Source organism: Myxococcus llanfairpwllgwyngyllgogerychwyrndrobwllllantysiliogogogochensis (assembly GCF_006636215.1).
Taxonomy (GTDB): domain Bacteria; phylum Myxococcota; class Myxococcia; order Myxococcales; family Myxococcaceae; genus Myxococcus; species Myxococcus llanfairpwllgwyngyllgogerychwyrndrobwllllantysiliogogogochensis.
Window position 1 is genome coordinate 1 of record NZ_VIFM01000147.1, and the last position, 16,056, is coordinate 16,056.

12 protein-coding genes are annotated in these 16,056 nt (G+C 69.0%); 5 read left to right on the plus strand and 7 right to left on the minus strand.

Annotated elements, in window-relative coordinates:
* The 4 genes from FJV41_RS29980 to FJV41_RS53960 form a co-directional block, all read left to right on the plus strand.
* The coding region (locus FJV41_RS29980; RefSeq protein WP_141646005.1) for an Obg family GTPase at positions 1 to 1,142 on the plus strand (1,142 nt) is incomplete at its 5' end.
* Positions 1,143 to 1,146: 4 nt separating this feature from the next.
* A complete protein-coding gene (locus FJV41_RS29985; RefSeq protein ID WP_141646006.1) occupies positions 1,147 to 1,827 on the plus strand; it encodes a TrmH family RNA methyltransferase in 681 nt (226 codons plus the stop codon).
* A 77-nt stretch (positions 1,828 to 1,904) separates the two neighbouring features.
* Positions 1,905 to 2,801: an outer membrane lipoprotein periplasmic chaperone LolA gene (lolA, locus tag FJV41_RS29995; protein WP_181791016.1), complete on the plus strand. Its 897-nt coding sequence runs from the start codon at positions 1,905 to 1,907 to the stop codon at positions 2,799 to 2,801.
* Positions 2,773 to 4,608, plus strand: coding sequence for a hypothetical protein (locus tag FJV41_RS53960; RefSeq protein ID WP_246137507.1), 1,836 nt, complete (start codon positions 2,773 to 2,775; stop codon positions 4,606 to 4,608). The genes lolA and FJV41_RS53960 overlap by 29 nt, the downstream gene beginning before the upstream one ends.
* Before the next feature lie 103 nt (positions 4,609 to 4,711).
* On the opposite strand, the gene rimO is transcribed toward FJV41_RS53960, so the two are convergent.
* From rimO to FJV41_RS30040, 7 genes are all read right to left on the minus strand, one after another.
* Positions 4,712 to 6,109: a 30S ribosomal protein S12 methylthiotransferase RimO gene (gene rimO, locus FJV41_RS30010; RefSeq protein ID WP_438616763.1), complete on the minus strand. Its 1,398-nt coding sequence runs from the start codon at positions 6,107 to 6,109 to the stop codon at positions 4,712 to 4,714.
* Between the two features lie 32 nt (positions 6,110 to 6,141).
* Positions 6,142 to 7,254, minus strand: a complete 1,113-nt coding sequence (locus tag FJV41_RS30015) for a DOMON domain-containing protein (protein ID WP_141646008.1) — start codon at positions 7,252 to 7,254, stop codon at positions 6,142 to 6,144.
* A gap of 8 nt (positions 7,255 to 7,262) precedes the next feature.
* A complete protein-coding gene (locus tag FJV41_RS30020) occupies positions 7,263 to 7,760 on the minus strand; it encodes a YajQ family cyclic di-GMP-binding protein (RefSeq protein ID WP_141646009.1) in 498 nt (165 codons plus the stop codon).
* A 24-nt stretch (positions 7,761 to 7,784) separates the two neighbouring features.
* Positions 7,785 to 9,425, minus strand: a complete 1,641-nt coding sequence (locus FJV41_RS30025) for a ribonuclease J (RefSeq protein WP_141646010.1) — start codon at positions 9,423 to 9,425, stop codon at positions 7,785 to 7,787.
* Between the two features lie 58 nt (positions 9,426 to 9,483).
* A complete protein-coding gene (locus FJV41_RS30030; RefSeq protein WP_141646011.1) occupies positions 9,484 to 9,924 on the minus strand; it encodes a hypothetical protein in 441 nt (146 codons plus the stop codon).
* A gap of 139 nt (positions 9,925 to 10,063) precedes the next feature.
* Entirely contained in the window at positions 10,064 to 12,865 is a 2,802-nt protein-coding gene (locus FJV41_RS30035; RefSeq protein WP_246137508.1) for a protein kinase domain-containing protein, read from the minus strand.
* Between the two features lie 1,179 nt (positions 12,866 to 14,044).
* Positions 14,045 to 15,259: a polysaccharide deacetylase family protein gene (locus FJV41_RS30040; protein ID WP_181791018.1), complete on the minus strand. Its 1,215-nt coding sequence runs from the start codon at positions 15,257 to 15,259 to the stop codon at positions 14,045 to 14,047.
* Between the two features lie 223 nt (positions 15,260 to 15,482).
* Between FJV41_RS30040 and FJV41_RS30045 the strand changes: the two genes are divergently transcribed.
* On the plus strand, positions 15,483 to 16,055 hold the full coding sequence (locus tag FJV41_RS30045; RefSeq protein WP_141646013.1) for a hypothetical protein: 573 nt from the start codon (positions 15,483 to 15,485) through the stop codon (positions 16,053 to 16,055).
* Position 16,056: the final 1 nt, after the last annotated feature.

The following is a 16,056-nucleotide window of genomic DNA, read 5'->3' on the forward strand; positions in this document are numbered from 1 at the left end:
ACATGAACTTCGCGACCTCGACGCGGCAGACCCCGCGCTTCGCCCAGGACGGGACGAAGGGCGAGGAAGTCACGCTGCGGCTGGAGCTGAAGCTGCTGGCGGACGTGGGCCTGTTGGGCTTCCCCAACGCGGGCAAGAGCACGTTCATCTCGCGGGTGAGCCGGGCCCGGCCGAAGATCGCCGACTACCCGTTCACCACGCTGGTCCCCAACCTGGGCATGGTCCAGTACAAGAACGACCTGTCGTTCGTGATGGCGGACATCCCCGGCATCATCGAGGGCGCCAGCGAGGGCGTGGGTCTGGGGCACCAGTTCCTGCGCCACGTCGAGCGGTGCAAGGTGTTGATCCACCTCATCGACATGGGCGCGGAGGGTGAGGGCCGCGAGCCGCTGCACGACTTCGACGTGCTCAACCGTGAGCTGGCGAAGTACAGCGCGGAGCTGGCGAGCCGGCCGCAGGTGGTCGCCGCCAACAAGCTGGACCTGCCGGACGCGCAGGCGCGTCTGGAGGCGTTCCGCGAGGCGCTGCGCGAGCGCGGCATCCGCGTGTACCCGGTGTCCTGCGCCACGGGCGAGGGCATGCCGGCGCTGATGGACTCGGTGGCGGAGGTGCTGTTCACCGGTCGCACCGAAAAGCTGCATGTCGAGGCTCCGCCCCGAGCGAAGGGCGCGAGCAGCAAGTCCGTGGCCAAGGCCGCGATTGCCAAGGTGCGCGAGACCCTCTCCAAGGGTACCGCCGCCGTGGTGAAGGCGACCGCCGCGAAGCTGGGGCGGGCGAAGAGCGCTGCTGTGAAGAGTGCTCCCACGAAGCAAGGCAGTGCGAAGGGAGCTCATGTGAAGACGACTCTGGTGAAGCAGGCCGCGGTGGCGAAGGCGGCGACGAAGGCTTCGGCGAAGAAGAGCGCTGGGGCGAAGAAGGCGGCGGCGACGAAGGCCCCCGCGAAGAAGGCCGCTGCCGCGAAGAAGGCTCCGGCGAAGAAGGCCGCTGTCGCGAAGAAGTCCGCGGCGAAGAAGGCTCCGGCGAAGAAGGCCGCTGCCGCGAAGAAGTCGACGACGAAGGCCGTGGCGAAGAAGGGCACCTCGGCGAAGAGGGCCTCTGCCGCGAAGAAGCCCGCGTCGCGCAAGTCAGGCGGAAGGGGCTGAGACGATGGCTGGCGGCGGTCCTCGGTACGAGCGCTTCGAGAAGGACAAGTTGGAGCCGGAGCAGTTCCTGCTCGATGTGCGCAAGGAGAAGATCGACCGCGTCGTCAGCCAGCGTACGCGCAACTTCACGGTCGTCCTGGACCGGCTGGAGGACAGCTTCAACATGGCCGCGGTGCTACGCACCTGCGAGTCCATGGGGGTCCAGGAAGTCCACGTCGTCATCAACCCGGAGGCACCCTTCCTGCCGAACTCGAGGGTGGCTCAGGGCTGCGACAAGTGGCTGGACGTGAAGCTCTACAAGTCCTTCGGCGAGTGTCGCGAACACCTGAAGTCGCGGGGCTTCCAGTTGTACGCCGCCGCCATCCGTGACGGTGCCACCAGCCTGTATTCGCTGCGCTTCGACGGGAAGGTGGCCATCGTCCTCGGCAACGAGCGCTACGGGGTGAGCGACGACGTGCTCAACGCCGTGGACGGGACGTTCTGGATTCCGATGCGGGGCTTCAGCCAGAGCCTCAACATCTCCGCCGCCGCCTCGGCGTGTGTCAGCCGGGCGATTGCCTGGCGGGATGAGCACCTGGCGGGGGGCTCTGGAGACCTGTCGCCGGACGAGGCGCAGGAGCTCCGCGAGCGCTTCTACGTGCTGGCCATCAAACAGAGGAAGCGGATCTTCAAGAAGCAGCCATGAATGCCGGCCCCCCGGGGCGCGTCGGTATGGGGTAGATGGACGCCGTGGGCCTACCCGGCCCCCTGGAGACGCACGCCATGTTCCTGGAAACCCTGCTCGCCACGCTCCTGTCCGCGCAAGCGGTGCCCCAGACCTCCTCCGCGCAGGCCGTCCCCACGCAGCCCGTCCTGGTGGCCCAGGGCGCGCCGGCGGGCGCTGGAAAGCCCACGGTGCCGCCTCCCACGGGCGGCGCGGCCAAGGCTCCCGCGGCCCAGCAGGGCGTGAATCCGGTGACGCCCGCCGCGAAGCCGCCCGCCACCGAGTCAGGCAAGCCGGCCACGACGCCCCCGCCGAGCGCGCCGGACACGAAGCCCGCCGTGAAGGCCACGGCGCCGATGACGCCCGAGGTGAAGTCCCTGGTGGACCGGATGCAGGCCTTCTACGAGAAGACCGGCGACTTCAAGGCGGGCTTCCGGCAGGACTACAAGTACAAGACCTTCCGGCGCACGCAGACGTCCGAGGGTGTCGTGTCCTACAAGAAGCCCGGGCTGATGCGGTGGGAGTACCAGAAGCCCTCCGTGCGCACCTTCGTGCTCGCCGGCAACAAGATTTACGCGTACGACCCGACGGCCCAGTCGCTCACGGTGGCCAACGTGGACACGAGCCAGCTCTCCGCCTCGGTGACGTTCCTTTTCGGACAGGGCAGGCTCGCGGACGAGTTCGCCATCAGCAAGGGGGCCTGCAAGGACTGCAAGGGCACGCTGCTGGTGTTGGATCCGCTGAAGGTGGAGCCCCGCTTCAAGCAGGTCCGGCTGGAGGTGGACCCCGCGTCGGCGCAGGTGCTGAAGAGCACCGTGGTGGATCCGGACGGCAGCGAGAACACCATCTCCTTCCTGGACCTGAAGACGAACGTGGGCATCTCCGCGGACAGCTTCAAGATGGACGTGCCGGACGACACTCGCGTGGATGACTTCACCAAGCAGAAGAAGCAGTAACCTGCGCGCCGTGCGCGGCGCGTTCCTGCTCTGGGTGGGTTTGAGTGTGGTGGGGGCTGGGTGTCACCGAGAGGTGGCGTCCGGCCCTTCACGTTCCGAGGGACTGACGGGGCGGACGCTGCCGCTGCTGGCGTCGCCAGCGCTGCGGCTCACCGTCGCGGGGAGGCTCGGGACTCGTGTCGTCCCGGTGGTGCTGGACGTGGCGAGGCCCTTGTCGATGGTCTCCCAGGAGTGCTTCGACGGAGGTCCTCCCGCGCCCGAGGGCACCGTGCGCGCACCTGAAATCGCGGGAGGCTTCAGGGCCTGGCCGGTGGTGTCGCTGCCCGTGCTCACCGTGGGCGGGGCGTCGGTGCCGCTGCGCACCGCGGGGCTGTCGGGTGAGAAGCCCTGCTCGTTGACGCTGGGTTCGGACGTGCTGGAGCCCTATGCGCTCACGGTGGATCCGCTGCGGCGAGAGGTGACCTTCACCGCGTCGCGTCCGCGTGAGGCGCAACCGGCGGCGGAGGTGGCTTCGGATGCCGCGCGGGAAGTGCACCGCGTGGAGCTCAGTCGCGAGCCGGTGGGCGACTGGCCCCTCCTGGCGGTGCGGGTGTCTCAGGGGGAGGCGGAGCTCACCGGACCCTTCGTGCTCACCACGCGCGAGCCCTTCTCGCGCATCGCGGTGGGGCCCGCCGAGGCGCAGGGGCTGCAACCCTTGGAGACGGTCGCGCATCTGCCGCCGCGCACCTTCGCGGTGGACTCGGTGGACGTGGCGGAGGGCGTGGGCGCGCGGCCGCTCGTGGTGGAGGCGGCGGGACGATGGGACTCGCCGAGCAGCCTGGGACGGCTGGGGCCTGACGTGTGGGGGCGCTTCACCGCGACGCTGGATGCGAAGGGCGGGGTGCTGGTGCTGCGGCGTCCGCGAGTCCGTGCAGTGGACGAGACTGACGTGGGCTCGGTGTCATCACCACGAGCGGGGAGGGCGGAGGGACCCGATGCGGCCGCGACTTCACCACGGTCCACGACGACAGACGGCGCAGGATGGATGGGAGCGAGTGCATCCTCGCCGCCGCCCGCGGGGACAATCGGTGCCGCACCAGTGCCTTCAGGGACCACTGCCTCGTCTCCGTCACAGGCCACGACATCTCCTGCTGCAACAGCCGGCACTGCACCAAAGGCTTCGGGCACCGCTTCACCTTCGCCCGAGTCACCAGCACGGCCCACGGCGTCGGCGGCCCCCACGGCGCAGGCTCCTGGTGACACCTCGCCCTCAACATCGTCGGAGCCGGCACGTCCGGCGACTCCGAACCCCGTCGCCAGGCGACAGCAGTGCACCGATGCGCACGGCGTCTTCAGCGAAGAGGCCTGCTACGGCCTGCATGTGCGCAAGGAACCCGAGGGCGGTATCTCCGTGGTGGGCGCGGTGTTCCGCGACCTGCCCGAAGGCGGACGCCTGCACCTGGAACCTGTCGGCCCGGATGGCCAGCGCCTGGAATCCGGGTGCGGAATCGGCCTGAGCTTCCCGGCTACCAGTCGCGGTTTGACGACTCAGCACCGCCTGCCGTGGCCGTCGCTCGCGCAAGCCCTGCCCGCATGCCACGCGGCGCTCGTTCAGGCGCGAGGCTTCAACCTGGCGCTCTTCGAGGAGGGCAGTCAGCCCGAGTGCCCCACGGCGTGCGCCTTCGTCACCGAGACGTCCTCGCGCCGCACGGTGTGCGAGTGCCAGCCCACGCCCCTGGGAGAAGGGGTCGCCGCGCCATCCCGCAAGGCACCGTCTCGCGAACCACCGCGCGAGGAGCGCGAGCTGGAGCCGGAAGATCCCCGGTAGCTCCAGCGCTCCACACCCAGCGGTTCAACACTCCGCTGGGTACCTCCGACGAACTCCCGGGCCGCACTCACGACAACACGGGCGGCGGCCCGGGAAGAACCACCTACTCCAGCCGGCTCACAGGCCGGGGCGCGGGTACCAGCTTCACCGGAGCCGGGTGCGCGTCGCGAGCGGTGTGCTGACGCTGCTTCGGGTCCGGGCGCTCCACCACGCGAGCCACCAGGTCGTAGTCGTGCGCTTCCGTCACCTCCACGGTGACCAGCTCACCCGGGTACGCCAGGCCGTCGTTGATGTAGACGAGCCCGTCGATGTCCGGCGCCTGACCCTGGTGCCGACCCACGAGCAGGTGCTCCGTCTCCGGCGCGGGGCCTTCCACCAGCACCTCCAGCCGCTTGCCGACGAGCTTCTTGTTCTGCTCGCGGTTGATGCGCTTCTGGATGGCCATCACCTCGCGCCACCGGCGCTCGATGGTCTTCTGCGGCACCTTGTCCGGCAGGTCGAACGCCGCCGTGCCTTCCTCGTCGGAGTACTGGAAGACGCCCAGGCGCTCGAAGCGCTGCGTCTTCACGAACTCCTTCAACATCTCGAAGTCCTCTTCCGTCTCGCCCGGAAGACCGACGATGAGCGAGGTGCGCATCACCAGCCCAGGCACGCGCTCGCGCAGCTTCGTCAAGAGGCCCTTGAGGAACTCCGAGTTGCGGCCACGCTTCATCGACAGGAGCAGCTTGTCGCTGACGTGCTGCACCGGCATGTCCAGGTAGCGGGCAATCTTCGGCTCCGACGCCATCACGTCGATGAGCTCGTCCGGGAACACGCGCGGATAGGCGTAGTGCAGCCGAATCCACTTCACGTCCACCTGCACCAGCGCCTTGAGCAGGTCATGCAGCTTCGGACGGCCCGGCAGGTCATGCCCGTACGCCGTCAGGTCCTGCGCGACGAGGTTCAGCTCCTGCACGCCGCTGTCCGCCAGTCGCCGGGCCTCGATCATGATGTCGTCGATGGGCCGCGAGCGCTGTCCACCGCGCAGCGTGGGGATGATGCAGAACGCGCAGGCGTTGTCGCAGCCCTCGGACACCTTGAGGTACGCGGTGTACTTCGGCATCGAGTTGATGCGCGGCGTGTTCGCGTCGTGGATGTAGTCGGGGTCCGGAATCACCTGACGCGGAGAGGCCTCGGCCGCCAGCAGGTCGCCAATCTGGGCGTAGGCGCTGGTGCCCAGGAAGTGGTCCACCTCCGGCATCTCCTTCGCCAGCTCCTCGCCGTAGCGCTGGGACAGACACCCCGTCACCACCAGGGTGCTGCAGCTGCCCGACTTCTTGAGCTCGGCCATCTCCAGGATGGAGTCCACCGACTCCTGCTTGGCGGGACCGATGAAGGCACAGGTATTGACGACGATGACCTGGGCCTCGGACGCTTCCTGCACCAGCGTGTATCCGCGGTGCTTCAACGTGCCGAGCATCACCTCGGAGTCCACCCGGTTCTTCGGGCAGCCGAGGGTCATCATGTACAGGTTCTTGGTTGGTTCCACCGCGTCTACCTATTTCCAAGCTCGGTTCGCGTGAAGTGGTCACCACTCCAGGCAAAGTTCATGGTCGCGCCGTTCGAGTAACGGATGGTCAACCCGTCCTCTTCATCCAGCTCCACCGAGGAGGCTCGCCCCAGGGCGCACGTAGCAGCCGGCCACTCGAGCACCCGAGCCGCCGTCTTCCCCGTCACGATGTAAAACCCCAGTCGAAGCTCCTTTTCGGCGTCACATTGACCCGCGACGGCATAGGGATTCTTCCCGGAGAGCACCGTAACGACCGGTCGCCCGTCCGGCAGGCTCAACGTGTCGGGCACATTCACGTTCACCGACGCGGCCTTCAGCGGATCCGTCACCACCAGCTCGCGCAGCGTCTCCGGCGTCAGCTCCTCGTCGCCCTGCGCCCAGGCCGGATAGCTGAGCAGGTCCCAGCCCAGCCAGCCCGTGGCCGCGGGCTCCAGCGCGGTGACGTGCTCCGGCGGCTTGAGCTTGAGCGCCTTGCGCGGCTCGTCCGGCAGCCTCAGCGCGTCGCCGACCATGGTGCCGCTCTGGCAGTTGGAGACAGGCACCGCCTTGGTGCCCGCGCCGTCCTGGTCCTCGTAGGTGATGCACAGGTCCATCACCATCGGGTCCCGAGCGGAGAAGCGCGGCAGCGCGCGCATCGGCACCGCGGCCACCAGCGACAGCGTGTTGCCCCGACGCTCCACCGCGCCATTCACCTTCTGCTGAGCGAACTCCGGCGTGCCGCTGTCCGCACCCGACGCGCGCTTGCCGTCGAAGCCGAAGCGCCACGTGTAGCCCGTCGTCAGCGGCCCGGTGTCCGGGAAGTAGATGGACAACGTGAGCACATCGCCCGCGAGGAGCTGATCATCCTTGGCGTCCACGCCCACGTAGAGCGTGTCCTTGCGGAAGCCCACCTTGGCGGTGAAGGACGCGCTGGCGCCTTCGGTGTCCAGGGACTTGAGCGCCAGCGGCGAGGTGAAGCCCTTGAGGCCTCCCTGGAAGCGCGGCGGCTTGGTCATGTTGGGCACCGGCCGTGACGGACGGGGCGCTTCTTCCTGGGCGGAGGCGATGGCCGGAACGCAGAGCATCCAGCAGAGGGACAGGGCAGCAGCGGCTCGCATGGGCTTCTTCAATCGCGGAAGTTGGTGAACTGCATGTCCAGCTTCAGTCGGTCCTGCTCCCCACGGAACAGGGCGATGGCGGCCTGGAGGTCATCCCGGTTCTTGCCGGTGACACGCAGCTGGTCGGCCTGGATGGAGCCCTGCACCTTCATCTTCGAATCCTTCAACAGCTTCACCAGCTCCTTGGACTTCTCCACCGGGATGCCCTGCTGGAGCTTGATGACCTGCTTCACGTTGTGCAGCCCCGTCTTCTCGATGTCGCCGTACTCGAGCGCGCGCAGGCTGATGTTCCGCTTGGCCAGCTTCACCAGGAGGACCTCCTTGGCGGCCTGGACGCGCTCCTCGCTGTTGGCCTTCACGGTGATGGCCGTGTGGTCCGGAGCGACGAGGACGTCCGCCTGGGTGCCCTGGAAGTCATAGCGGGTGCTGAGCTCCTTCTTGGTCTGATTGACCGCGTTGTCGAGCTCGGCGAGGTCGATTTTCGAGACGACATCGAACGAGGGCATGGGCAGCAGCGGCCCTTAACATACCTACACCCTGACGACCATGGGCACCACCAGGGGGCGCTTGGAGGTGTACAGCCGGAACGCACGGCGCACCACCCGGGTGAGTTCCTCTCTCACCAGGGCGTCGTCACCTCGGAGCTGGACGGACAGCTCCTCGAAGAGTGTCCGGGCCTCCTGGGCCACCCGGGGGAGGATCACCTGTTCGTCCAGTGACAGCCCCTGGCCGGAGAGTTGCGGGCCACCCAGCAGCTTCTGGGTGTCGCGCTGGAGCACGATGACGGCGGCCACCAGCCCCGTCTCGGACAGGCGCACCCGCTCATGGAGTGTGTCCGCCGTCACCATCCCCCCTCCGAAGCGGTCCTTGAAGATGCGCCCGGAAGTCACGCTCCCGGTGAAGCGGCCGCGCCCCTCCTCGAAGCCGACGATGTCTCCGTCCTGGGCCAGCAGGCACTGCGCGGGCTCCATCCCCGACTCCCGGGCGGTGGCCAGATGTCGGTGGAGGTGGCGGCCCTCGCCATGGACGGGGATGAAGTGGCGCGGCTTCACCAGCTCCAGCACGCGCTGCTGCTGGGGGCGGCTGGCGTGGCCGGACACGTGGACTCCGGGCTCCACCTGCGCGTAGGCGACGCGCGCGCCGCGCCATTGGAGCTGGTCGATGAGGGCGCCCACGCCGCGCTCGTTGCCGGGGATGGCTCGCGAGCTGAGGACGACCAGGTCACCCGGGCCCAGCTTGAACGGGCCATCACCGGCGGCGAGCTGGGACAGACCCGCGCGCGGCTCGCCCTGCGCTCCGGTGGTGAGGACCAGCACGCGCTGCTGCGGCAGCTGCGGCACCGTGTCCAGGTGCACGAAGAGCGAGTCGGGCACGTCCAGGTAGCCCAGCTCGCGCGCCATCTCCACGTTGCGCACCATGCTGCGGCCCTGGAGCGCGACCTTGCGGCCCAGTCGCTCGGCGAGGGCCAACAGGTGCCGCACGCGGTGCAGGTTGGAGGAGAAGAGGGCGACGACGATGCGGCCGGTGGCGTCCTTGAAGAGGCGCTCGAAGGTCTGCTCGACGACGCGCTCGCTGCCGGTCTCCTCCGTCAGCTCGGAGTTGGTGGAGTCCGACAGGAGGCACAGCACGCCTTCCTCGCCCGCCTCACCCCAGCGCTCCAGGTCCGTGCGCAGCCCGTCGATGGGGTCGGGGTCCAGCTTGAAGTCACCCGTGTGGATGAAGGTGCCTTCGGGCGTGCGGATGATGAAGCCCACCGCGTCCGGCACGGTGTGCGTCACGCGACTGGCCTCGACCTTGAACATGGTGCCGACGGCGAAGGGCTCGCGCGGCTCGATTTCGCGCAGGTCCGCTTCGATGCCCAGCTCGCTCAAGCGATGGCGCGCCATGGCCAGCGTGAAGCGCGTGCCGTAGACGGGGACGTTCACCTCGCCGAGCAGGTAGGGAAGCGCACCCAGGTGGTCCTCGTGGCCGTGGGTGAGCACCACGCCCTTGAGCTGGGCGGCGTTCTGCTTCAGGTGGGTGAAGTCCGGGATGATGATGTCGACACCCGGCATCCCCTCCGAGGGGAACATCAGGCCGGCGTCGATGAGAAGCATCTCCCCGCGACAGGCGATGACCAGGGAGTTGAGGCCGATTTCTCCCAGGCCGCCCAGGGGAATGACTTGAAGCATTGGGAAGAGTCTAAAGACTCCCCCCGTCGCGCGCGTTGGAAAGTTGCGCGGTGACTGGCTAGGTGATGCGGACGGGCAGGCCGCAGCCGCGCACCGCCCCCGTGGGACAGCCGGGGGTTCCGAAGATGTCCGGGCGGTGGAGCCAGGGCTTGATGCGGGTGCCGGTCCAGGGCTCCAGCTTCGTCTTGGGAACCCAAGGCGCCAGGCCCAGCGGGCGGGAGGGTGGTCGGGGCCGGCTGGTGATGCGAATGGGCAGTCCCGAACCCGTGGGCCGAGGCCCGACGAACTTGTCGGCCTGGGGACCGTCCCGTCGGGTGCCCGGCTTGGGAGCCGCCGGCCACTGCTTCAGCAGCGAGGGCTCGCGGAGCAGGCGTCCGAGCAGCTTCAACTGCGGAAAGAGCGCCTTGAAGCTCGCCGTGCGAGCCGAGGCCGCGGACAGGGGAGAGGCTGGACGCGGACCGGTTCTGGCGGCGGACTTCGGCGAAGACTCGATGCGCATGACGCACCCCCGTGCGCGGTACCGACGTGAAAAGGCCCGCACTTGGAGTATCGGCGGATGTGGCGCGAAGGTGCTTCGCTCCGACGTGATGGGGACGTCCCTGATGAACAGGCGACATGACGCGGAGCGTCCTGGGGATTCAGGGGGCCGGAGTGGAGCGCCCGCTCATCCACGTCTTGACGCGCTGGGCCTCGGTGGACCAGCCAGCGGGCTCCGCGCCGTAGAAGCCCAGGGCCTGCTGGGCGAGGGCACGTGCGCGGGAGGCTTCGTGGGTGGGCAGGGCGCGGGCCAGGGCGAAGCGGGTGGCGGCGAGTCCGTCGCCCGGGCCGGGGGTGGCGGTGCGCAGGGCCAGCGCGCGCTCCAGGGTGGCTCGAGCCTCGCGCGGCTTGCCCAGGGCGAGCTGGGCGAGGCCGAGCGTGGTGAGCGGCGCGGCCTGGTCGGGATGGCCCTTCTGGAAGGCCTCGTAGGCCTGGGTGCTGCGCTGGGCCAGGTCCATGGCGTCGCGGGTGCGGCCCTCGCTCAGGGCAAGCTCCGCCAGCAGGGCCTGGTCCGAGGCGGTCTCCGGATGCGAGGGGCCATGGGTCTCCAGGTCCAGCGCGAGGGCCCGCTCACGCAGCTTCCGCGCTTCGGCGTAGCGACGGAGCGATTCCAATGCGGTGGCGAGATTGTTGAGGGGATAGCTGAGCGTGGCGCTGTTCGCGCCCATCGCCCGCTCTTCCAGGGCGACGGCCTGCTCGAGGAAGGGAATGGCCTCCTCGAAGCGGCGGCTGACCGTCAGATGGTAGCCCACCGCGTTGGCGGCCATCGCCGTCTGGGGATGGTCTGGGCCCATCACTTCCTTCGTCGTCTCCAGCACGCGTCGCAGCAGTCGCGCGGTGTGCTCGGCCTCGGGAGTGCGGGAGAGGGAGGCGGCCTGGTTGCGCAGGGACTCGAGGGTGAGCAGGTGCACGGCGCCGTGGGCCTGCTCTCGCAGCATGGCGGAGCGGCCGAAGGCCTCGGCGGCCTGTGCGTACTGGCCTCGGAGGAACGCGTTGCGCGCGAGGCTCGTCTGGAGCAGGGCCTCCAGGTCCGGGGTGCCACCCGCGCGCTCGATGCAGGACTTCGCCTGCGCGATGCTCCACTCCTCCATCGCGGGCGTCTGGGACAGGGTGGTGACCAGTCGCGCGGCGGCACGTGCGGCCACTTCATCGTGGCGCGTGGCCTGCGCGGTGAGCAGGGCTTCGCGCAGGGCCTTCTGCGCGCGAGGTTCGTCTCCGAGCACCAGTCCGAGCCGGCCTTCCAGCTCCAGGGCCTCCGCGAGCACCGGCCGGTAGTCGAGTGCGCGGGCCTGCTCCAGCGTCGCCTTCAGCTCCTCGTTGGCCTGCTCATATCGGCCGGCGTCCACGAGCGCGGTGGTGCGGTCCAGTCCGGCACGGATTTTCTCCACGCGCTGGCGCTGCTCGGGAGATTCGGGGAGTCCCAGGCGCAGGGCATCCACGTTCGCGCAGTCGGCGACGGAGGGCAGGCGCTGGGCCGCGTCCAGCGAGGTGGTGAGCGACTCCGCGTCGGTCTGCGCGAGCACTCCGACCACGGCGTCGAGCGTGGAGCGACGGCGCTCCAGGCAGGCCATGCGCAGCGACAGCACGGCGTCCGACTGGTGGCCGTGCACGCGCGTCGCCTCGCAGGCCTCCTGATGCATGCCGGCCCACTCCTGGGCGAAGGCGTCCAGGCTCTGTGCCACGCGGGAGAAGAACTCGGGGGCCTGGGGTTTGTTCGTGGCGGCGAAGGCCCGGCTCACGGTGTCCTTGCGTGAGGTGTCCCAGATGCCGGCCAGTCGCGCCTCGGCGCCCAGACATGGGGCGTGGCGACGGTTGCCCATCCACCAGGTGACGCCCATGAAGCCGTAGATGAGGAGGAAGCCGGCGGCCAGGATGCTCCGGCGTCGCCACACCACGGAGGGGTCCTTGCCGAGCTCGGTCAGCAGGGCCTCCATGGACGGGTAGCGCTCGTCGGGCGTGGGCGCGAGGCCTCGGGTGATGGCGCGGAACAGCCAGGCGGGGACGTGGCAGCCGCGTGGGGGTTGGCGCACGCGGTTGGCGAGGGACTCCTGAAGGTAGGCGGTGGCTTGTTTCCCTTCGAAGGGGAGCTGGCCGTAGAGGGCCTCGTAGAGCGAGGCGCAGAAGCTGAACTGGTCGCCGCGTGCGTCGGTGCGGCCGTCCTCGTGTTGTTCGGGCGGCATGTACGCGGGGGTGCCCATGACGAGGCCCGCTTCGGTGAGCGGAGACTCGAGCAGGTCGTCGTCGCGCAGCGCGAGTCGTGAGGGCTTGGTGGCACGCCCTTCCTCCATGGCGTCCAGGTCGGCGGTGTTGCGAGCCAGGCCGAAGTCCGTCACCTGGGCGCGGCCGTCCCGGTTGACGAGCACGTTGGCGGGCTTGAAGTCGCGGTGGACAAGTCCGGCCGCGTGAGCGGCGGCGAGTCCGCGTCCCGCCTGACGGAAGAGGTCGAGCACGTCGCGCCACGAGCGATGTTCGGCGCGCAGCCAGTGGCGCAGGGACAGGCCCTCGACCAGCTCCATGGTGATGAAGACGCGACCGGCGAAGGTGCCCGCGTCGTAGACGGAGACGACGTTGGGGTGGGACAGGCGGGCCATGGCCTGGGCTTCGCGCAGCAGGCGAGAGGCGCCGTCGGTGCGGACCACGGTGTTGGCGTCCGGGTGGAGCAGCTTGATGGCCACTCGGCGATGCAGATCCGGGTCATAGGCGCTGTAGACGACGCCCATGCCACCGGAGCCCAGCTTGTCGAGGATGTGGTAGCGGCCCACCGAGGCGCGCGATGACGTCTCCGCGGCGTCGCCCTTGCGAGCGGAGTCATTGAAGGGAGGGCTGGACCGCCCTGGTGCGCCTTGCGCGGGCGGAGGGATGCGGACGCTCGAGCCCAGTGGTGGGGCGGGAGGGGGTGCCACCCATGTGCCCGCGCCCACGGGTGGTTGAGGCGGTGGCGCAATCAAGGTTCCTGGGGCGGCGACAGGAGCGCGCGGGTTCGCCGCGACGGCCGAAGGTGCGGCCTGTGGCGTTGCGTTGCTGGGCGCAGACGAGGATTGCGCGCGCGAACTCGCTCCGATGGAAGACCGGGGAGGAGGAGCGCCTTGTGGGCTCTCGTTCGAGGCCGCCGATGAGGACCTGCCACGAGAGCCCGCCACGACGGATGCAGGAGCAACTGCCTGAGGGCTCGTGCTGGCGGGAGGCTGTGTCGCTGCACCCGATTTTCCCGAGGTGCTGGCGGAGGACTGTGGAGTCGCTGCGCGCCCGCGCGCTCCAGCGGATGTTTGAGGCGGCGTGGAGGTCCTCGCGCCAGCCGAGGCTTGAATCGGTGCCACCGGCGTCCCCGCCTCGGAAGGACGCCGTGGGGGTGGCGCAATCAGTGTCCCCGCATCGGGGGGTAACTGCGGCTCGGATTCGCTCGCAGAGGCCTCATCCGTGAGGAATTGCGGACCCTCGCGGTGATGGAATTCCTCGTCAGTCGAAGCCTGGGATGTGAATCCAAGGCCCGATTCCATCGCGCCTCGCAGGTCGGAGTCCACCAGCGTGCTGGCCCTGTGCGCGGAGGGCGACGGCAAGGCGGGGAGGAGCGGAACGGAGGCCTCGTGTTCGCGGGTCTCCGCGGAGACTCCGGACGCGGGTGAGGGCAGCGGAGCGGGCCTGTCCACCGTTGTGCTGTCATTGGCCACGCGAGCGGCACGAGCGGTCCGGATGGGCTCGGTGGGCGGGTCGAGGTCGGAGACCTCTCCGAGCAGCGCCGCGCGAGGGATGGCCAGGTCCGTGGCCTCATCCTGGGGCGGAGTGACTCGATGAGCGGCGGTGCCGGGCGGTGTCACGCGACCCAGGAGCGCCGCGCATTGGCGGCAGCCCTCCGCATGGCGCCGCAATCGCTGTGCGTCCACGGCGGAGAGCATTCCGGTGGCCAGCGCCCGCGCGGTCTTCTCATCGAAGCAGGACACGACCGGGATGTTCCACCACGCGGCAGGTCCCTGAGAAGGGGGCCTCCTCAAGTGGCCCGGTAGGTTTTGACCTGGGCTTGCAACGATTCAGCCCGAACGTGCCGCGGCGCGGCGGAAAGCCTCTCCGCCACGCCCCGAATCCCTTCACCTGGGGATGAGCGAAATGTCATCCAGGTACACCGCCGCCTGGTCCTCTCCAGAGTCGTCCTGGAAGTACAGGTCGCGCAGCGTGCCCGACGTCGCCCCCATCGCATCGAGCGACAGCGTCACCTTCCGCCACTCGCCCGCGACCAGCGGCCCGCCCAGGGCCGCATCCAGCCGCGCCGTCCCGAGCACGTCCGTGCCGTCATGCAGCAGGACTCTCACCGACTGTCCTCCGGTGGTACCGCCGTGGACCCACAGCTCGATGGACTGGTAACCCGCGATGTCCACGCCCGAGTGATGCAGGAGCACGCCCGCCCAAGTGTCCGGCTCGAAGCGGATGGAGGCCGAGCCCGCGTGGACGATGGCCGTCTCGTCCAGCGAATGCTCCGCCCAGCTCCAATCCGCGAAGCCGCTCTCCAGGGCATCGCCGTAGATGGACAGTCCCGCGGACGGCTCCGGCGTGGTGCGGCCCTCCATCAGCGCCAGGCCTTGCGACAGCGTCACGGTGCGCGCGCCGCGCAGGCGGATGTGCTCCAGGATGGTCGTGAAGCTCGACGTCCGGTACTGCGTGTCGCGCGTGGGAGTGCCGTCGACGAACTCGTGGAAGACGAGGATGAGCCAGCTCTTCTCCGCGAGCGCCTGGTCAATCCAGCCTCGCACCGTGCTCACCGGAATGTTGCGCGCCACGTCGTTGCCCCGCAGCTCGTAGACGATGGTGTCGCGGAAGTTGCGCCCGGCGTTCACCGTGCGGCTGCTGGAGTATTGCTGCCGGATGGCGGCGAGCACGGTGGAGTCATAGCGCCCGTAGGGGATGACGAAGTCGGGCACCGAGGCCAATCCCAGATTGTCCACCAGCCAGTCCCGCGAGTCCCGCAGCTCCGAGAGGAGCTCCGGGGCGGAAAGCGTGGTCAGGTCCGGGTGGGTCAACGTGTGGCTGGCAATGCCGTTGCCTTCGGCGACGAGCGTCTGTACTTGCGCGGTGCTCATGTAGCCACCCCATCCCTGCGCGAGCGCCTGGGTGATGAGGGCGTACGTGGCGGGGATGTTCCTCGCGTTGAGCGCGGGCCGGGCCTTGTCGTACTGCGTGGACCAGCCGTCATCCAGCGTGATGGTGACCATGCCCTGCTCAAAGGGCTGGGCCGCGAACGCGGACGTACGGAACGTCACCACCAACAGTACGACAATGAATCGCAACAGCGGGAACTGCTCAATCATGGACATCCCCCCGCGCCTCATGCGGCGCGGTGCGGGCGATAGCAGAGGTCCGTGATGCCAGGCAACCGAGCAGGCACACACGAGTCGTGTGGCCTGGTGAGCGGCTGTGCCGTGGAGCCAACGGCGGACGCCGCCAGGGATTCGGGCCGGAGGCGGTGGTGTTCGGGATGTGTTCGTAGATACCGCCGCACCCCCGACAGCGTCTTTTGAAAGGACACGTCACATGAAGAAGTTCGCCGCGCTCGTAGGTCTGCTGGGCGTCCTGGGAGTCCTGCCCGCGCATGCCGCCGAGCTCAAGGACGTGTTTGGAAAAGAAGTCCCTATCGGAAAGGGGCGGCCTACCGTGGTGCTGTATGCCAACAAGGGCACCCGGGATGAGCTGCGAGAGCACGCCTACCAGTTCGTCTACGACGTGCGAGCGGTCAAACCCATCGTCGTGGTCCGCGTGGACCTGCGGGACGTCCCCGGCCTCTTCAAGGGCATGGCGAAGGGGGAGATTCGCAAGAGCCACGCGGAGTCGCTCGGCCTCATGCGCGACCTCTTCCAGCGGCACGGCGAGTCGCCGCCCCCCGAGCTCGACTCCTCACTCTTCATGGTCGCCGACAACAAGGGAGAACCGCACCAGTCGGTGGGGCTGAAGAAGGGCTTCAAGACGGTCTACGCGCAGGTGCTGGACCCCGCGGGTCAGGAACTGGCGCGCGGTCCCTTCCCCCAAAGCGCGGGCACGCTTGGCAGGGCCGTGGCCGTCTCGCCCACCTCGCCCGCGTCCGCACGGCTGGCGGGCGTGGTTCGCTGAC

Excerpts from the sequence above, each read along its gene's own strand:
- rimO (WP_438616763.1), bottom strand. The coding sequence starts at position 6,109 with ATGACCCTCGGCTGCCCGAAGAACCGGGTGGACTCCGAGGTGATGCTC.
- FJV41_RS30020 (WP_141646009.1), bottom strand. The coding sequence starts at position 7,760 with ATGCCCTCGTTCGATGTCGTCTCGAAAATCGACCTCGCCGAGCTCGAC.
- lolA (WP_181791016.1), top strand. The coding sequence starts at position 1,905 with ATGTTCCTGGAAACCCTGCTCGCCACGCTCCTGTCCGCGCAAGCGGTG.
- FJV41_RS53960 (WP_246137507.1), top strand. The coding sequence starts at position 2,773 with ATGACTTCACCAAGCAGAAGAAGCAGTAACCTGCGCGCCGTGCGCGGC.
- FJV41_RS30025 (WP_141646010.1), bottom strand. The coding sequence starts at position 9,425 with ATGCTTCAAGTCATTCCCCTGGGCGGCCTGGGAGAAATCGGCCTCAAC.
- FJV41_RS30040 (WP_181791018.1), bottom strand. The coding sequence starts at position 15,259 with ATGATTGAGCAGTTCCCGCTGTTGCGATTCATTGTCGTACTGTTGGTG.
- FJV41_RS30030 (WP_141646011.1), bottom strand. The coding sequence starts at position 9,924 with ATGCGCATCGAGTCTTCGCCGAAGTCCGCCGCCAGAACCGGTCCGCGT.
- FJV41_RS29985 (WP_141646006.1), top strand. The coding sequence starts at position 1,147 with ATGGCTGGCGGCGGTCCTCGGTACGAGCGCTTCGAGAAGGACAAGTTG.
- FJV41_RS30045 (WP_141646013.1), top strand. The coding sequence starts at position 15,483 with ATGAAGAAGTTCGCCGCGCTCGTAGGTCTGCTGGGCGTCCTGGGAGTC.
- FJV41_RS30015 (WP_141646008.1), bottom strand. The coding sequence starts at position 7,254 with ATGCGAGCCGCTGCTGCCCTGTCCCTCTGCTGGATGCTCTGCGTTCCG.